This window comes from Dyella sp. 2RAB6, assembly GCF_052115385.1.
Taxonomy (GTDB): Bacteria; Pseudomonadota; Gammaproteobacteria; order Xanthomonadales; family Rhodanobacteraceae; genus Dyella_D.
On sequence record NZ_JBFRGP010000015.1, the window covers coordinates 26,108 to 43,655 of the forward strand.

At 67.2% G+C, this 17,548-nt stretch carries 11 protein-coding genes; 9 read left to right on the forward strand and 2 right to left on the reverse strand.

Going from position 1 to position 17,548, the window contains the following annotated elements:
* Positions 1-238 precede the first annotated feature (238 nt).
* Together AB4083_RS17945 and AB4083_RS17950 are read right to left on the reverse strand one after the other, a co-directional pair.
* Positions 239-2,251: an FAD-dependent oxidoreductase gene (locus tag AB4083_RS17945; protein ID WP_441609617.1), complete on the reverse strand. Its 2,013-nt coding sequence runs from the start codon at positions 2,249-2,251 to the stop codon at positions 239-241.
* Between the two features lie 65 nt (positions 2,252-2,316).
* Complete coding sequence (locus tag AB4083_RS17950; protein ID WP_441609619.1) at positions 2,317-2,577, reverse strand: acyl-CoA-binding protein; 261 nt, start codon at positions 2,575-2,577, stop codon at positions 2,317-2,319.
* Between the two features lie 106 nt (positions 2,578-2,683).
* Between AB4083_RS17950 and cmk the strand changes: the two genes are divergently transcribed.
* The 9 genes from cmk (at position 2,684) to AB4083_RS17995 (ending at position 17,408) form a co-directional block, all read left to right on the forward strand.
* On the forward strand, positions 2,684-3,376 hold the full coding sequence (cmk, locus tag AB4083_RS17955; RefSeq protein WP_441609621.1) for a (d)CMP kinase: 693 nt from the start codon (positions 2,684-2,686) through the stop codon (positions 3,374-3,376).
* A gap of 155 nt (positions 3,377-3,531) precedes the next feature.
* Entirely contained in the window at positions 3,532-5,205 is a 1,674-nt protein-coding gene (rpsA, locus tag AB4083_RS17960; protein ID WP_441609623.1) for a 30S ribosomal protein S1, read from the forward strand.
* A gap of 69 nt (positions 5,206-5,274) precedes the next feature.
* Positions 5,275-5,586, forward strand: a complete 312-nt coding sequence (locus AB4083_RS17965) for an integration host factor subunit beta (protein ID WP_441609625.1) — start codon at positions 5,275-5,277, stop codon at positions 5,584-5,586.
* A 155-nt stretch (positions 5,587-5,741) separates the two neighbouring features.
* Complete coding sequence (locus AB4083_RS17970; RefSeq protein ID WP_441609627.1) at positions 5,742-6,002, forward strand: lipopolysaccharide assembly protein LapA domain-containing protein; 261 nt, start codon at positions 5,742-5,744, stop codon at positions 6,000-6,002.
* Positions 5,999-7,171, forward strand: a complete 1,173-nt coding sequence (gene lapB / locus AB4083_RS17975; protein ID WP_441609629.1) for a lipopolysaccharide assembly protein LapB — start codon at positions 5,999-6,001, stop codon at positions 7,169-7,171. Before AB4083_RS17970 ends, lapB begins: the two co-directional genes overlap by 4 nt.
* A 7-nt stretch (positions 7,172-7,178) precedes the next feature.
* Positions 7,179-8,213, forward strand: coding sequence for an MraY family glycosyltransferase (locus AB4083_RS17980; RefSeq protein WP_441609631.1), 1,035 nt, complete (start codon positions 7,179-7,181; stop codon positions 8,211-8,213).
* A complete protein-coding gene (locus AB4083_RS17985) occupies positions 8,200-10,095 on the forward strand; it encodes a polysaccharide biosynthesis protein (protein WP_441609633.1) in 1,896 nt (631 codons plus the stop codon). The genes AB4083_RS17980 and AB4083_RS17985 overlap by 14 nt, the downstream gene beginning before the upstream one ends.
* Positions 10,096-10,971 (forward strand): UTP--glucose-1-phosphate uridylyltransferase GalU, encoded by an 876-nt coding sequence (galU, locus tag AB4083_RS17990; RefSeq protein ID WP_441609635.1) that lies wholly within the window; start codon positions 10,096-10,098, stop codon positions 10,969-10,971.
* A 413-nt stretch (positions 10,972-11,384) separates the two neighbouring features.
* On the forward strand, positions 11,385-17,408 hold the full coding sequence (locus AB4083_RS17995; protein WP_441609637.1) for an alpha-2-macroglobulin family protein: 6,024 nt from the start codon (positions 11,385-11,387) through the stop codon (positions 17,406-17,408).
* The last annotated feature ends 140 nt before the right edge of the window (positions 17,409-17,548 follow it).

Below are 17,548 nucleotides of genomic sequence, written 5' to 3' on the forward strand. Positions count from 1 at the left end.
GGGTTTACATATAAGTTACGTCGAAAATATATATTGGTTTAGATGCGGTGTCGAACCTATCCTTTCGTTCGTCCCGCCACCGTCCCCTCCCCCCAGGTGGCGGCGACCCTCGCCCCGCAGCGACGCTACCCCCGCGATACCCGGCCCCCTCCCCCTGGCCCGCTATCGACGCGTCGTCTTGCGGGGCGCTTTCTTTTTCGCGCTCCGAAACTCCCGCGACGCCGCGCCGACCAGCCCCTCAGAGGGTGCTGGCCAGCCGCGTGCCCTGGGCGATCGCCCGCTTGGCATCCAGTTCGGCAGCCATGTCGGCGCCGCCGATCACGTGCGGCGTGAGGCCGGCGGCGAGCAGGGCGTCGGCCAGCTCGCGCAGCGGTTCCTGGCCGGCGCAGACGATCACGTGGTCGACCGGCAGCAGCTGCGCCTTGCCGTCGATGCTGATGTGCAGGCCGGCCTCGTCGAGGCGGTCGTAGCTCACCCCGCCCAGCATGGCGACCTGCTTGTTCTTCAGCGTGGCGCGATGCACCCAGCCGGTGGTCTTGTTGAGGCGCGCGCCGGGGCGGCCTTCGGAACGCTGCATCAGCCAGATCTGCCGCGCCGGTTTTTCCGGCGCCGCGGCGAGCAGGCCGCCGCGTGCATCGAGATGCATGTCCACGCCCCATTCGCGCGTCCAGCGGGCCACGTCGGTGGTTGGGGAGGGCGCGTGTTCGACCAGGAATTCGGCCACGTCGAAGCCGATGCCGCCGGCGCCGATGATGGCCACCCGCTGGCCGACCGGCCGGTTATGCGCGAGCACGTCCAGATAGCTGAGCACGCGCGCATCGTCGCTGCCGGGGAAGGCCACCTTGCGCGGCGCAATGCCGGTGGCGATGACTACTTCGTCGTAGCCGCGCAGTGTGGCTACGTCCGCCTTGGTGCGCAGGCGCAGCGTCACGCCGAGGTCGGCCAGCCGGTGCCGGAAATAGCGCAGCGTCTCGTGGAATTCCTCCTTGCCGGGAATCTGCTTGGCGTAGTTGAACTGGCCGCCGATCTCGTCGGCCTGGTCGATCAGGGTGACCTCGTGCCCGCGCTCGGCCAGCGTGCTGGCGCAGGCCATGCCGGCGGGGCCTGCGCCGACCACGGCGATGCGCTTGCGCTGCGCGGCCGGCGTAATCGTCAGCTCGGTTTCGTGGCAGGCGCGCGGGTTCACCATGCAGCTGGCGCGCTGGTTCTGGAACACGTGGTCGAGGCAGGCCTGGTTGCAGGCGATACAGGTGTTGATGCGGTCGGCGCGTCCGGCGCGGGCTTTTTTCGCCCAGTCCGGATCGGCCAGCAGCGGCCGCGCCATCGAGACCATGTCGGCATCGCCTTCGGCCAGGATCCGCTCCGCCACGTCGGGCATGTTGATGCGGTTGGTGGTGATCAGCGGAATGCCGACCTCGCCCTTCAGCTTGCGCGTCACCCAGGCGAAACCGGCGCGCGGCACGCTGGTGACGATGGTGGGAATGCGCGCCTCGTGCCAGCCGATGCCGGTGTTGATGATGCTGGCGCCGGCGGCTTCGATGGCCTTGGCCAGCGCGACGATCTCGTCCCAGTCCTGGCCTTGCTCGACCAGGTCCAGCATCGACAGGCGGTAGATGATGATGAAGTCGCGGCCCACCGCTTCGCGCATGCGGCGCACGATTTCCAGCGGAAAACGGGCGCGCCTGGCCGCGCTGCCGCCCCAGCCGTCGCTGCGGCGGTTGGTGCGCTCGGCCAGGAACTGGTTGATCAGGTAACCCTCCGAGCCCATCACCTCGACGCCGTCGTAGCCGGCCTCGCGCGCCAGCTTCGCGCAGCGCACGAAGTCGGCGATGGTGCGCTCCACCCCGCGCGAGGAGAGCCCGCGCGGCGTGAACGGGGTGATCGGCGACTTCAGCTTCGACGGCGCCACCGACAACGGGTGATAGCCGTAGCGCCCGGCATGCAGGATCTGCAGGCACAGCTTGCCGCCCTCGGCGTGCACCGCCTGCGTCAGCTTGCGGTGCCGCGCCACGTGCCAGGGCATGGAGAGGCGGCCGCCGAACGGCTTCAGCCAGCCTTCGATGCTCGGCGCGATGCCGCCGGTGACCATCAGCCCGACACCGCCGCGGGCGCGCTCGGCGAAATATGCGGCGAGCTTGTCGTAGTCGGCGGCCTTGTCCTCCAGGCCCGTATGCATCGAGCCCATCAGGATGCGGTTGGGCAGGATGGTGTGGCCCAGATCGAGCGGCGCGAAGAGATGGGGGTAGTCCATACGGCCCGGAGTCAGTTCAAACGGTCGTATGAATGTGCCCGCTGAGCGGGCCCAAAAGCAAGGCTTCAGGCCAGCAGCTGGTGCACCAGGGCGATATAGCGGCGCATGGCGTCGTCGCGCGAGCTGCCGCGCAGCTTGGCCCAGGCCTCGTACTTGGCGGTGCCGACGAAGTCGAAGAAGCCCGGCACCGGGCCCTGCACGTCGCCCTCGGAGCCCTGCTTGTAGAGCGCGTAGAGCTTGAGCAGGGTGTCGTTGTCCGGGCGCTCGCCCAGGCCCTGGACGTCCTCGGCGGCTTGCTGGAACTCGCTTTGAAGGTCGTCGCTCATGGCAGGGCTTGGGCACGCGGCAGGACGGAGGCGGCCGGCTAGATAGCATGCGCTCCGGGTGGGGTCAACGCGTTAACATAATGGTTTGCCTGCCGCCGGAGCCCCGATGAGTCCCTCGACCCCCGTTCCCGTACTGACCATCGACGGGCCCTCGGGATCCGGAAAAGGCACCGTCAGCCGGCTGGTTGCCGAGCATCTGGGCTGGCGCCTGCTGGATTCGGGCGCGCTGTACCGGGCGGTCGGCTACGCGGCTGGCATGGAGGGCCTGGACCTGTCCGACGCCGAGGCGGTCACCCGCTGCGCCCAGCACGTGAAGATCCGCTTCCAGGCCGCCCCGGACGGCGGCGAGACCCATGTGCTGGTCAACGGCCACGACGCCACCGACGAACTGCGCACCGAAACCGCCGGCGCGGCGGCCTCGGCGATCGCCTCGATCCCCTCGGTGCGGGCTGCCCTGGTCGACCTGCAGCTGGGTTTCCGCAAGGCCCCGGGCCTGGTCGCCGACGGGCGCGACATGGGCACCGTGATCTTCCCGGACGCCCCCTACAAGGTGTTCCTGACCGCGAGCGCCGCCGAAAGGGCGAAAAGGCGCTATAAACAGTTGAAAGCAAAGGGTCTCAGCGTTACACTCTCCGGCCTTCAGCGAGAGATCGAGGCGCGCGATGCCAGGGATGCGTCCCGCACCGTTGCGCCGCTCAAGCCGGCCGACGATGCGGTACTGGTGGATAGCACCGGCATGGACATCGAGGCCGTCGTCGCGAAAGTACTTGCCGTCCTGCAGCCTCACCCGGCTGCCTGAAGGCATAAGGTGCCCGCGCCTGGCGCGGGATTTTGGTCAACGGTGCCGAAGGGGAACTTCCTCCTAAGACACCCACAACCGGTGGGCCGATCCGCATTGCGCAAACATTCCCATGCGCACCGTGGAGCAGGCCTTTTCTCATTTCTGGAATCAACATGACTGAAAGTTTTGCCGAGCTGTTTGAACAGAGCCAACAGGCCATCTCCAAGCTGAAGCCGGGCGCGATCGTCAGCGGTATCGTTGTGGAAATCCGCAACGACGTCGTCGTGATCAACGCCGGCCTCAAGAGCGAAGGCATCGTCCCGATCGAGCAGTTCAAGGACGAGAGCGGCACGCTCGAGGTGCAGGTGGGCGACGAAGTAAAGGTCGCTCTTGACGCACTGGAAGACGGCTTCGGCGAGACCAAGCTCTCCCGCGAGAAGGCCAAGCGTTCCATGGTATGGGACGACCTCGAGGCGGCCTTCGAGAAGGAAGAGACCATCACCGGCAAGATCTCCGGCAAGGTCAAGGGCGGTTTCACCGTCGACATCAAGGACGTCCGCGCCTTCCTGCCGGGCTCGCTGGTCGACGTGCGCCCGGTGCGCGACCCGGTGTACCTCGAGGGCAAGGACCTCGAGTTCAAGATCATCAAGCTGGACCGCAAGCGCAACAACGTGGTCGTCAGCCGCCGCGCCGTCGTCGAGACCGAGTTCTCCGAGGAGCGCGAGAAGCTGCTTGAGCGCCTGACCGAAGGCGCGGTGGTCAAGGGCACCGTCAAGAACCTCACCGACTACGGCGCGTTCGTGGACCTGGGCGGTATCGATGGCCTGCTGCACATCACCGACATGGCGTGGAAGCGCGTGCGTCACCCGTCCGAAGTCGTCAACGTCGGCGACGAGCTGGATGTCCGCGTGCTGAAGTACGACCGCGAGCGCAACCGCGTGTCGCTGGGCCTGAAGCAGCTGGGCGACGACCCGTGGGTCGCCATCGCTCGCCGCTACCCGGTCGGCAGCCGCCTGTTCGGCAAGGTCTCCAACGTCACCGATTACGGCTGCTTCGTCGAGATCGAGCCGGGCGTGGAAGGCCTGGTCCACGTGTCCGAAATGGACTGGACCAACAAGAACGTCAACCCGGCCAAGGTGGTGCAGGTCGGCGACGAGACCGAAGTGATGGTGCTGGACGTGGATGAAGAGCGTCGCCGCATCTCGCTGGGTATCAAGCAGACCCGCTCGAACCCGTGGGAAGCCTTCGCCGCCATGCACAAGAAGGGCGACAAGGTGTCCGGCCAGATCAAGTCGATCACCGACTTCGGCATCTTCATCGGCCTGGACGGCGGCATCGACGGCCTGGTTCACCTGTCCGACATCTCCTGGCAGGGCACCGGCGAAGACCTCGTGCGCAACTTCAAGAAGGGCGACGAGATCGAGGCCGTGGTGCTGGCGGTGGATCCGGAGCGCGAGCGCATCTCCCTCGGCATCAAGCAGATGGAGCAGGATCCGTTCGGTCAGTTCATGGCGACCAACACGCGCGGCACCATCGTCAACGGCATCGTGAAGGAAGTCGACGCGAAGGGTGCGGTGATCGACCTGGGCGAGGGCGTGGAGGGTTACCTCCGTGCCAACGACATCGCCAAGGAGCGCATCGACGACGCCACCCAGCACCTGAAGGTGGGCGACAAGGTCGAAGCCAAGTTCACCGGCATGGACCGCAAGGGTCGCCAGCTGCAGCTCTCCATCCGCGCCAAGGATGAAGAGGATCTGCACGACGCCATGCAGGAGTACACGTCGGCTACCGGCGGTACCACCAAGCTCGGCGCTCTGCTGAAAGAGCAGCTGAACAAGGCTGACTAAGCAATACACGCACGACACGGGGCGGCGCTCGCCGCCCCGTGGTTCCATCGTCACGGACATTGGGGACCCATGACCAAATCCGAATTGATCGAAGCGCTGGCACGGCGCCAGACCCATCTGGCCTTCAGCGACGTCGAGCTGGCCGTCAAGAGCGTCATCGAACAGATGAGCAACGCGCTTTCGCACGGCGAACGCATCGAAGTCCGCGGTTTCGGCAGCTTCGCGCTGCACTACCGTCCGCCGCGCATGGGCCGCAATCCCAAGACCGGCGAAGCGGTGGCGCTGCCGGGTAAGCACGTACCGCATTTCAAGCCGGGCAAGGAATTGCGCGAACGCGTCAACCAGGCCCTGGCCGAAGCTGAAGCAGCAGCGTCCGCTTAAAGCGGGAGCAGGCAAGCGATGAAGGCAGGCGGCGTCGAGCCGGTCCTGCCTTCTTTTTTGTCTGCGCGTCGTGAATTGGAAGACGCTCCGCGCCGCATGAACGCGGCCCCGCGGACGCCTGTGCCGGTAGGCACCAATCGGTTAAAGTCCCGGGCATGCGATTGATCGTCACGCTCGTTCTCCTGCTCTTTATCGCCGCCGGCGTGGCGCTGGGCGCGCTCAATGCCGACCTCGTCGGTTACGACCTCGGCTTCGCGCGCTTCCAGCTGCCCAAGGGTGCGGCCCTGCTCGCCGCGATGGCGCTGGGCTGGCTGCTGGGTGGGCTCACCGCATGGCTGGGCACCAGCGCGCGGCACCGCCGCCAGCGCAGGCAGAACGCCCGCGGCACGGATTCCAAGCTGCCCGCCGACGCATGATCGCCCTCTATGTGCTGGCCCTGCTGATCCCGGTCGCTTTCGCCAGTGGCTGGTGGACCGCCCGGAGCGCCGGAGCGAAGCGCTCGGGCGCGCAAGTCAGCGAGCTGTCCTCCGATTACTTCCGCGGCCTGAACTACCTGCTCAACGAAGAGCAGGACAAGGCGATCGAAGTGTTCCTGCGCCTGGCGGAATACAACCGCGACACGGTTGAAACGCATCTCGCCCTGGGCAACCTGTTCCGCCGCCGCGGCGAAGTGGACCGCGCGATCCGCCTGCACCAGCACCTGGTTTCGCGGCCCGGCCTGTCCGATGCGATGAAGACCGTCGCGCTGCTGGAACTGGGCGAGGACTACATGCGCGCCGGCCTGCTCGACCGCGCCGAAACGCTGTTCTCCGACCTGGTGGCGATGGATGCGCACGCGCCGTCCGCGCTGCGCCATCTGATCGCGATCTACCAGCACGAACGCGACTGGCACAAGGCGATCGAACACGCGCGCCGCCTCGAAGCGATGACCGGCGAAGACGAGGCCGGCATGATCGCGCAGTTCTATTGCGAGCTGGCCGAACAGGCCCGCCAGCACGGCGCGCGCCAGGACGCCCGCGAATACCTGCGCCAGGCCTTCACCTGCCAGCCCGACAGCGTGCGCGCCTTCATGCTCACCGGCCGCCTGCACGCCGAGGACGGCGAGCACGCCCAGGCCATCGAAGCCTACGAGGCAGCGGTGGAGGCGGATATCGCCTTCGTGCCGGAAATCCTGCCGCCGCTGCTCAACAGCTATGCGCGCTCGCAGCAGATGGAACGCGCCGAGCGGTTCCTGCGCGACATCCTGGAGCGCTACCACGGCATCTCGCCGGTGCTCGCGCTCACCCGCCTGTACCAGCAGCGCGACGGCGAGCGCATGGCGATCGATTTCCTTACTTCGCAGCTGCGCCAGCGGCCGTCGGTGCGCGGCCTGATGGCGCTGATCGATGCCACCATGGACAAGGTCGAAGGCGAGGCGCGCGAGAACTTCCTGATCCTGCGCGACCTCACCAAGAAGCTGCTGGAAGGCCAGGCCATGTACCGCTGCAGCCGCTGCGGCTTCGGCGCCAAGGCGCACCACTGGCAATGCCCGAGCTGCAAGAGCTGGAGCACGATCCGCCCGATCCACGGCGTCGCCAACGAGTGAGGTCGCGATGATGCTGCCCCTGGTGCCGGCCTCTGGAATGGTGCTGGCTGCGTTCGTGCTCGCCTTGCTGGTGGTGCGCGGCGCGGTCGCCTACGCCCACCGCCGCGGCATGCTCGACCACCCCGGCCAGCGCCGCTCGCATTCGATCCCCACCCCGCGCGGCGGCGGCATCGGCATGGTGATCGCGGTGCTGGCGACCGCGCCGTGGGCGCTGCTGCTGTTCGCGCCGGCATGGCCGTGCTACCTCGCCCTGGCGTTCGCGCTGGCCACCGCCCTGGTGGCCGCGATCGGCTGGTGGGACGACCATCATTCGCTGCCCGTACTGCCGCGTCTGGGCGTGCAGCTCGGGGCCTGCCTGCTGTTCGGCGGTGCGCTGAGCTTCGGGGCGCTGTCCTGGCTGTGGCTGCCCTTGCTGGTGCTGGGTGGGGCCTGGAGCATCAACCTGCACAACTTCATGGACGGCATCGACGGCATCCTGGCCCAGCAATGCCTGTTCGTGGCGGTGGGGCTGGCCGTGCTGGCGGGTGGGGCGGGGCAGCCGGCGCTGGCCGTGTCCGCCGCCTGCCTGGCAGCCGCCGCGCTGGGTTTCTGGTGCTACAACCGGCCGCGGGCGTCGATCTTCATGGGCGACGTGGGCAGCGGCACCCTGGGTTTCCTGCTGTTCGCCTTCACCGCGCTGCTGTGGCGGGTCGACCACGGCCTGCTGTGGCCGGCCGTGATCCTCAGTTCATCCTTCATAACGGACGCCAGCCTTACCCTGCTGAGCCGCTTTCTGAAAGGACGGCGCTGGTACACTCCGCACCGCGAACACCTGTACCAATGGCTGGTTCGCAGTGGCATGTCGCACGCGCAGGGGGGCGCGTGCTACCTGGCCTGGAACCTGGTGATGGCGGCGCCGCTGGCGTGGTTGTCATGGTTCTGTCCAGGTTGGGGATGGACGATCTGCGTCGTCACGTATTTGATCGCCGGCGCAGCTTGGGTGCTCGCCAAGCGCTACTGTCGGTGGCGTATCCAGCACAAGGCCAGTCATGTCGCTACGTAAACTGATCGCTGTCATCCATCCGCGTGCGGCCGTCGTGCTGCACGACCTGCTGATGGCGGCGCTGGCCTGGTGGATCGCCAAGTCGCTGCGCTATGCGCTGGTCGGCGACGTGACGGTGCACTTCCACCTGCTGGAATTTCCGCTGGTGCTGGCCGTGCAGGGCATGGTGCTGAACTGGACCGGCCTGTACCGCGGCCTGTGGCGCTTCGCCAGCCTGCCGGACCTGTGGAACATCCTGCGCGCCACGGTGATCGGCTCGCTCGCCATCGGCCTGATCCTGTTCCTCTACAACCGCCTGGAAGACGTGCCGCGCTCGGTGCTGCTGGTCTATCCGGTGGTGCTGTCGATGCTGCTGGGCGGCCCGCGCCTGGCCTACCGTTTCTGGAAAGACAGCCGCATCGACATGTTCCAGTCGCAGCCGGTGCAGCGCGTGCTGATCGTCGGCGCCGACCGCGCCGGCGAGGCGCTGGCGCGCGACCTGCACCGCGACAGCCGCTACGCCGTGGTCGGTTTCGTCGACGACCACGACAGCCTGCGCGGCGCCAGCATCAACGGCCGCCCGGTGCTGGGGCGGATCGAGCTGCTGCCCGAGCTGGCGCGCGAAGTGGCCGCGCAGATGCTGCTGATCGCCATGCCTGGCGCGTCCACCGAGGAAATGCGCCGCGTGGTCGAGCTGTGCGACCAGACCGGCCTGCCGTACCGCACCGTGCCCAAGCTCGAAGACGTGGTCGCCGGCCGTGCCCAGTTCAACGAGATCAAGGAGGTCGCGATCGAGGACCTGCTCGGCCGCGATGCGGTGGAGCTGGACTGGACCGCGATCCGCGAAACCCTCACCGGCAAGCGCGTGCTGGTCACCGGCGGCGGCGGCTCGATCGGTTCGGAGCTGTGCCGGCAGGTCGCGCGCCTGGGCGCGCAGTCGCTGTGCGTGGTGGACAACGGCGAATTCAATCTTTACCAGATCGCGCAGGAACTGCGCCTCGAATTCCCCGAGATGCTGTTCGACCCGATCCTGGCCGACTGCGGCGACCCCGCCGCGATGACGCGCCTGTTCGTCGAATACAAGCCGCAGGTGGTATTCCACGCCGCCGCCTACAAGCACGTGCCGCTGCTGCAGGGCCAATTGCGTTCGGCTTTCCGCAACAACGTGCTGGCCTCGCGCAACATGGCGGACCTCGCCGACCGCCACCACGCCGAATGCTTCGTGCTGATCTCCACCGACAAGGCGGTCAATCCGACCAGCGTGATGGGCGCCTGCAAGCGCATCGCGGAGATCTGGTGCCAGAACCTGGACGCACGCTCGGCCACGCGCTACATCACCGTGCGCTTCGGCAACGTGCTCGATTCGGCTGGCTCGGTAGTGCCGCTGTTCCGCAAGCAGATCCGCGCGGGCGGCCCGGTCACCATCACCCATCCGGAAATCTCGCGTTATTTCATGACCATCCCGGAGGCCTGCCAGCTCATTCTGCAGGCGGCCAGCCTGGGCAAGGGCGGCGAGCTGTTCGCGCTGGACATGGGCGAGCCGGTGAAGATCCGCGACCTCGCCGAACAGATGATCCGCCTGGCCGGCAAGAAGCCCGGCACCGAGATCCCGATCGTGTTCACCGGTTTGCGCTCGGGCGAGAAATTGTTCGAGGAGCTGTTCCATCCGCTGGAAAACTACACGGCGACCGCGCACGCCAAGATCTTCCTGGCGCAGTACCGCCAGGTCAGCTGGGACCTGCTGCAGGCGCAGCTGGTGAAGGCGTCCGAAGCCACGGTCGCCTACGATGAAGAAACCCTCAGGCGCTGCGTGTCCAGCCTGCTGCCGTCGTTCCGCTGGAGCGACGTGGCGCAGCCGGACAACGTGGTGTCGATCCGTCGCAACGAATCAGGAGAGAAGTGAGTGAGCAAGCCTCTGCGCAAGGTGGTGTTTCCGGTGGCAGGCCTGGGCACGCGGTTCCTGCCGGCCACCAAGGTGGTCGCCAAGGAAATGCTGCCGGTGCTGGACAAGCCGCTGATCCAGTACGCGGTGGATGAAGCCGTCGATGCCGGCGCCGATACCCTGGTGTTCGTCACCAACCGCTACAAGCACGCCATCGCCGACTACTTCGACAAGTCCTACGAGCTGGAAGCCAAGCTGCAGGAGAAGGGCAAGGACGAACTGCTCGCCCTGGTGCAGGGCACGCTGCCGCGCAACGTGCGCGCCATCTTCGTCACCCAGCCCGAAGCGCTGGGCCTGGGCCACGCCGTGCTGTGCGCCAAGCCCGTGGTCGGCGACGAGCCGTTCGGCGTGATCCTTCCGGACGACCTGATCTGGAACAAGGGCAAGGGCGCGCTGGGCCAGATGGCCGAGCTGGCGCAGGGCCAGGGCGCCAGCGGCGTGATCGCGGTGGAGGAAGTGCCGCAGAGCGACACCGACAAGTACGGCATCGTCGACGCCACCCCGATCGATCCGCGCAGCGCGCAGATCCGCCACATGGTGGAAAAGCCCAAGCCGTCCGAGGCGCCGTCGAACCTGGCGGTGGTCGGCCGCTACGTGCTGCCCGGCCGCATCTTCGAGCTGCTGGAAAAGACCACGCCCGGCGCCGGCGGCGAGATCCAGCTCACCGACGCGATCGACGCGCTGCTCAAGGAGCAGGGCAAGGTGCTGGCCTATCGCTTCGAAGGCACCCGCTTCGACTGCGGCAACAAGGCCGGCCTGGTCCGCGCGACCATGCACATGGCGCTGCAGGATCCCAAGCTTGCACCGGTGGTGCGCGAGCTGCTCGCCGGGCTCTAAGAGAACCCTCGATTTGCGACAACCTGGCTCCCTCTCCCCTCCGGGGAGAGGGTTGGGGTGAGGGGCCGGGCGGAGTGGTGAGCTGAGGGTCGAGAAGGCTCCAAAGCTTTTTCGCGCCGTTGAAACTTTGTCGCTAGAGCGACCCCTCATCTGGCTGCCGCCATCTTCTCCCCGGCGGGGAGAAGAGTTCCGATTTGTAGGCGCGCAAGACGTCGCGCCGCCCACATCCCACCGCCGCCATGCCACAATCGCTACCGCATTCCGCCAGGAATCGCAGGCAGGATGCGTCAAGGGGAAAACCTGTCGATCATGCTGTTCCACTCGCTGGAGCAGCGTCGTCGCATGCGGGTTCCGGCCTGAGGCCGGCCTAGCGCGGTGTTGCCTCTTCATCGGATGAATTGCCAGGAAGCATTATGGATTTGCTGCGGTTTCTGCTCTCGTTGCCCGTGCGTCTGCTGCGCGGCCTGCTCCATGTGATCGCGCTGCTGCTGCGGCCGCTGCTGGGCAACGTGTCCTGGTCCGCGCCGGGCTGGGTGCCCGCCACGGGCTCCTTCGTCAAGCGCAAGCCGCTGCAGTCGGCCGGCCTGGTGCTCGGCGTGGTGGCGCTGGCCGTGGGCGGCTGGTTCGGCTGGGAGTGGTACAAGAACCGCCCCAAGCCGGTGGAGCCGACGCGGATCACCTTCGAGGTGAACAAGCCGGGCATCACCAACTACACCGCGCAGACCATCACCTACGACAGCCTGGTCGTGCGCTTCTCGCGCTCGGCGGCGCCGCTGGAAGGCGTCGGCAAGCCGGTCACCACCGGCGTGGTGATGGACCCGGTGATGAAGGGGCAGTGGAGCTGGCAGGACGACCGCACCCTGCGCTTCGCACCCAGCGAGGACTGGCCGGTCGGCAAGCACTTCGACGTGCGCTTCGACATCGCCAAGACCTTCGCCCCGCACGTGCTGATGGCGGATGACCATTTCGGCTTCGACACCGAGCCGTTCACGGTGAAGTTCGGCCGCGGCGAGTTCTTCCAGGACCCGCAGGACGCCACCGCCAAGAAGACCATCCAGCCGGTGTCCTTCAACTATCCGGTGGACACCGCCCAGTTCGAGAAGCGCATCGCGCTCACCCTGACCCAGAAGGGCAGCTCGGACAGCGCGCTGAAGTTCACCGTCGTCTACGACCCGTACAAGCTGCAGGCGTGGATCCACTCGCAGCCGCTGGCCCTGCCGCGCGACGACGGCGCGGTGAAGTACGCGCTCGACAAGGGCGTGCGCAGCCTGCGCGGCGGCGACGCCTTCAAGGACAAGCTCGACACCGCGGTGAAGGTGCCGGGCCTGTACAGCCTGACCATCGACGAGATCGCGCCGACCCTGGTCGACAACGACAAGTACGAGCCCGAACAGGTGCTGGTGGTCGGCGTCAGCGGCACGGTGCGCGACAGCGAACTGGCCGGCCTGACCAAGGCGTGGATCCTCCCGAAGCGCAACCCGCAGGTGGAGCAGGGCGACGACGATGCGCCGTACCCGTGGGAGGTCTCCCAGGTCAGCGAAGAGCTGCTGCGCAAGTCGCAGCCGCTGAAGCTGGAACTGGTGCCGACCGAGAACGAATACGAAGCCGGCCAGAGCTTCAAGTTCCACGCCGAACCCGGCCAGCGCGTCTACGTGCGCGTGGAGAAGGGCCTGAAGTCGTTCGGCGGCTACATCCTCGGCCAGCCGAAGGTGGAAGCGCTGACCGTACCGGACTATCCTAAGCTGCTGCGCTTCATGGCCGACGGCTCGCTGCTGTCGCTGAGCGGCAGCAAGCGCATCTCGGTGGTGTCGCGCAACCTGGCGGGCATGCGGGTCGAAATCGGCCGCGTGCTGCCGGACCAGCTGCAGCACCTGGTCAGCCTCAACGAAGGCAACTACGCGCATCCGTCGCTGAACTACGCTTTCAGCGAAGACCATATCGTCGACCGCTTCGAGCAGAAGCGCAGTTTCCCCAAGGGCGATCCGGGCAAGGCGCGCTACGAGGGCGTCGACCTGGCGCAGTACCTGAAGGACGGCAAGCGCGGCGTGTTCCTGCTGCATCTGTCGGCCTACGACGCCGCTGCCGAGAAGAAGAAAGCCGAAGCGGCCGCCGCGGCGGAACAAGGCCCGGAAGCCGCGCCGCGCACCACCGAAGCCTCCGATGACGGCGCCAACGCAGAGGGCGAAGGCGAAGCCGAGGGCGAAGGCGCCGAAGCCGACACCAGCACGCCCGACCCGGCCGACACCCGCCTGGTGGTGGTCACCGACCTCGGCATGCTGGTCAAGCGCGCCGTCGACGGCAGCCAGGACGTGTTCGTGCAGTCCATCCACGACGGCCAGCCGGTGGCCGGCGCCACGGTGTCCGTGCTCGCAGTGAACGGGCAGACCCTGTTCAGCGAAAGCACCGGCGCCGAAGGCGTGGTGCATTTCCCCACGCTCAAGGGCCTGGAGCGCGAGAAGCGCCCGGTGCTGTACCTGGTGAAGAAGGGCGAGGATCTGTCCTTCCTGCCGATCGGCAGCTACGACCGCCAGCTCGACTACTCGCGCTTCGATATCGGCGGCGAGCGCAACGCCACCAACCAGGGCCAGCTCTCCAGCTATCTGTTCTCCGACCGCGGCATCTACCGCCCGGGCGACACCTTCCATATCGGCCTGATCGTGCGCGCCGCCAGCTGGACGCGCAGCGTGGCCGGCGTGCCGCTGCAGGCGGAGATCGTCGACCCGCGCGGCGTGTCGGTGAAGCAGCTGCCGATGAGCATGGATGCCAGCGGCTTCGGCGAGCTCTCCTACGCGCCGGCGGAAACCGCGCCGACCGGCACCTGGACCGTCAACCTCTACATCGTCAAGGACGGCAAGCCCGGCGCGCAGATCGGCAGCACTACCGTGCAGGTGAAGGAATTCCTGCCCGACCGCATGAAGGTCGAGGCCAAGCTGTCGCAGCAGGTGCCGGAGGGCTGGGTCAAGCCGGACCAGCTCAAGGGCCTGGTCGACGTGCAGAACCTGTTCGGCACGCCGGCGGAGAACCGCCGCGTCGAAGCCTCGCTCACCCTGCGTCCGGCCTGGCCGGCGTTCCGCAGCTGGCCGGACTATCACTTCTACGACGTGCGCCGCGCCAAGGAGGGCTACGAAGAAGCTCTGCAGGACGGCACTACCGACGACAAGGGCCACGCCGAATTCGAGCTGGACCTGAAGAAATACGCCGACGCCACCTACCAGTTGTACTTCCTGGCCAAGGCCTATGAAGCCGAGGGCGGCCGCAATGTCGCCGCCGCCGCGCAGACCCTGGTTTCCAGCAACGACTGGCTGGTCGGCTACCGCGCCGCGGACAGCCTGGACTACGTCAACCGCGGCTCCACCCGCAGCGTGCACCTGGTGGCGATCGACAGCCACGCCAAGTCGACGGAGCTGAAGGAGCTGCGCGCCGAGCTGATCGAGCGCCGCTATATCTCGGTGCTGACCAAGCAGGATTCGGGCGTCTACAAGTACCAGTCCAAGCTCAAGGAAGTCACCGTCACCGAAAAGCCGCTGGCGATTCCTGCGGCCGGCATGGACTACGCGCTGCCCACCGACAAGCCGGGCAACTACGCGCTGGTGATCCGGCGCAGCAGCGACCGCGTCGAGGTCAACCGCGTCGACTTCTCGGTGGCCGGCGACGCCAACGTGTCGCGCTCGCTGGACCGCAACGCCGAACTGCAGCTCACCCTCAGCAAGCCGGACTACGCCCCGGGCGAGGCGGTGGAGATCGCCGTGCGCGCGCCGTACGCGGGCAGCGGCCTGATCACCATCGAGCGCGACAAGGTCTACGCGCACGCCTGGTTCCATGCCGACACCACCAGCTCGGTGCAGCACATCACCGTGCCGGCGGACTTCGAAGGCAACGGCTACATCAACGTGCAGTACATCCGCGACCCGTCCTCGGACGAGGTCTTCATGAGCCCGCTGAGCTATGGCGTGGTGCCGTTCTCGGTCAACCTCGACGCGCGCCGCAATGCGATCAAGGTCGACGCGCCGGCGCTGGTGAAGCCGGGCGAGACGGTGACCTTTAAGCTCAGCGCGCCGCAGCCGACCAGGGCGGTGGTGTTCGCGGTGGACGAGGGCATCCTGCAGGTGGCCCGCTACAAGCTGGGCGATCCGCTGAAGTTCTTCTTCCGCAAGCGCATGCTGGAAGTGGGCACCTCGCAGATCCTCGACCTGATCCTGCCGGACTTCGAGAAGCTGATGGCCATGGCCGCCCCCGGCGGCGACGCCGACGGCGCGATCGGCCGCCAGTTGAATCCGTTCAAGCGCAAGCGCGACAAGCCGGTGGCGTTCTGGTCCGGCATCGTCGACATCGACGGCGAGAAGGAACTCACCTACCAGGTGCCGGACTACTTCAACGGCAAGCTGCGCGTGATGGCGGTCAGCGTGTCGCCGGACCGCGTAGGCACCTTCGAAGGCGCCACCACCGTGCGCGGCGACTTCGTGCTGTCGCCGAACGTGCCCACCACGCTGGCCCCGGGCGACGAGGCCGAAGTCAGCGTCGGCGTGGCCAACAACCTCACCGGCCTCGGCGGCAAGCCGGTGCCGGTGGCGGTGACCCTGAAGACCGGCCCGCAGCTGCAGGTGCTGGGCGAGGCGACGCAATCTTTAAGCCTGGGCGAGATGCGCGAAGGCGTGGCGCTGTTCCGGGTGAAGGCCACCGACAAGCTCGGCTCGGGCAATCTGACTTTCAGCGCGGGCTATGGCGGCAAGTCGGCCAAGCAAAGCGTGGATCTGTCGGTGCGCCCGGCCGCGGCCTACCGCACCCAGGTCGACGTCGGCCGCGTGGATGCCGGCGCCAAGGCCGACCTGCCGGACCTGCGGAAGCTCTACGACGAGTACGCCGCGCGCGACACCGCCATCTCGCCGCTGCCGGTGGTGCTGGCGCAGGGCCTGAGCAGCTATCTGGTGAACTACCAGAACTACTGCAGCGAGCAGATCATCAGCTCGGCGATGCCGCGCCTGGTGCTGCCGAAGTGGCCGGTGGTGCCGGTGTTCGCGCACGCGCTGCAGCCCACCTTCGAGCAGAAGAAGCAGAGCAACGAAGAGGCGCTGTCCAGCTTCCTCGACGTGCTGCACACGCGCCAGAACGGGCAGGGCGGCTTCGGCCTGTGGACGGCCACGCCGGATGCCGAGCCGTTCGTGTCGGCCTATGCGATGAACTTCCTGATCGAAGCGCGCGACCGCGGCGTCAGCGTGCCCAAGGACATGTTCGACGCCGGCAACGGCTACCTGCGCCAGCTCGCCGGCGACAACGGCATGGACTCGCTGGACAAGCTGCGCCAGCGCGCCTACGCCGTCTATCTGCTGACCCGCCAGGGCAACGTCACCACCAACGACCTGGCGGCGGTGCAGAAGCGCCTGCAGGACGTCTATCCGGACCAGTGGAAGAACGACCTCGCCGCGGCCTGGCTGGCGGCTTCGTACCAGTTGCTGAAGCAGGACAAGCAGGCCGCGCAGCTGATCGCCGGCCCGCAGAAGCTGCTGGAGCGCAACGACCGCGACAAGAACTACGTCTACGGCTACTACTACGACGCGCTGATCCGCGACTCCAGCGTGCTCTACGTGCTGGGCAAGCACTTCCCCGAACGGGCCAGGAACCTGTCGCCGCACGTGTGGGAGAACATCGCCTACGCGCTGTCGCATCGCTGGTACAACACGCTGTCCTCGTCGATGACCATCCTGGCGCTGGACGCCTATGCCAATGACGCGGCCGGCGATGTCAGCAAGCTGGGCATCGACGAAGTGCATGCCGACGGCAGTGTCAAAGCCATCGCTGCCTTGCAGGGCAACCTGCTGCAGGCCGGCAGCTGGAGTGCCGCGGCCAACCGCCTGCGCTACATCAACGGCGGTTCGCTGCCGGCGTGGTACGTGGCCAGCCAGGGCGGCTACGACCGCGAGGCGCCGGCCAAGGCGGTGAAGGACGGCCTGGAGATCATCCGCGAGTACACCGACACCAGCGGCAAGGTGCTGAGCGAGGTGAAGGTGGGCGAGGAGATCGACGTGCACGTGAAGATCCGCGCCACCCGCGACGAGGGCGTGTCCAACGTGGCCATCGTCGACCTGCTGCCCGGCGGTTTCGAGCCGGTGATCCAGCCGCCGCCGGAAGTGACCGACCACCAGGACGACGGCAGCGAGCAGAACGACCAGGGCGGCGACAGCACGGTGGCCGCCAGCGCGTGGCGCTCGCCGATCGGCTTGTCCAGCTCGACCTGGACGCCGGAATACGCGGATATCCGCGAGGACCGCGTGGTGATCTACGGCGCCGCCACCACCGACGTGCGCCAGTTCGTGTATCGCATCAAGGCCACCAACGCCGGCAAGTTCATCGTGCCGCCGGCGTATGGCGAGTCGATGTACGACCGCACGATCCAGGCACGTTCGCCGGGTGGCACGACGTTGACGGTGAGCAAGCCGTAAGCGTGAAAAAAAAAGCCCCTCTCCCATCGGGAGAGGGGTTGGGGTGAGGGTACGGGCGGAGTGGGACATTGCGCTCCGCCCGCACCCTCATCCGCCTGCCGGCACCTTCTCCCGGAGGGAGAAGGGTTCCAGCTTGGAGA

Excerpts from the sequence above, each read along its gene's own strand:
- AB4083_RS17945 (WP_441609617.1), bottom strand. The coding sequence starts at position 2,251 with ATGGACTACCCCCATCTCTTCGCGCCGCTCGATCTGGGCCACACCATC.
- AB4083_RS17950 (WP_441609619.1), bottom strand. The coding sequence starts at position 2,577 with ATGAGCGACGACCTTCAAAGCGAGTTCCAGCAAGCCGCCGAGGACGTC.
- cmk (WP_441609621.1), top strand. The coding sequence starts at position 2,684 with ATGAGTCCCTCGACCCCCGTTCCCGTACTGACCATCGACGGGCCCTCG.
- rpsA (WP_441609623.1), top strand. The coding sequence starts at position 3,532 with ATGACTGAAAGTTTTGCCGAGCTGTTTGAACAGAGCCAACAGGCCATC.
- AB4083_RS17965 (WP_441609625.1), top strand. The coding sequence starts at position 5,275 with ATGACCAAATCCGAATTGATCGAAGCGCTGGCACGGCGCCAGACCCAT.
- AB4083_RS17970 (WP_441609627.1), top strand. The coding sequence starts at position 5,742 with ATGCGATTGATCGTCACGCTCGTTCTCCTGCTCTTTATCGCCGCCGGC.
- lapB (WP_441609629.1), top strand. The coding sequence starts at position 5,999 with ATGATCGCCCTCTATGTGCTGGCCCTGCTGATCCCGGTCGCTTTCGCC.
- AB4083_RS17980 (WP_441609631.1), top strand. The coding sequence starts at position 7,179 with ATGATGCTGCCCCTGGTGCCGGCCTCTGGAATGGTGCTGGCTGCGTTC.
- AB4083_RS17985 (WP_441609633.1), top strand. The coding sequence starts at position 8,200 with ATGTCGCTACGTAAACTGATCGCTGTCATCCATCCGCGTGCGGCCGTC.
- AB4083_RS17995 (WP_441609637.1), top strand. The coding sequence starts at position 11,385 with ATGGATTTGCTGCGGTTTCTGCTCTCGTTGCCCGTGCGTCTGCTGCGC.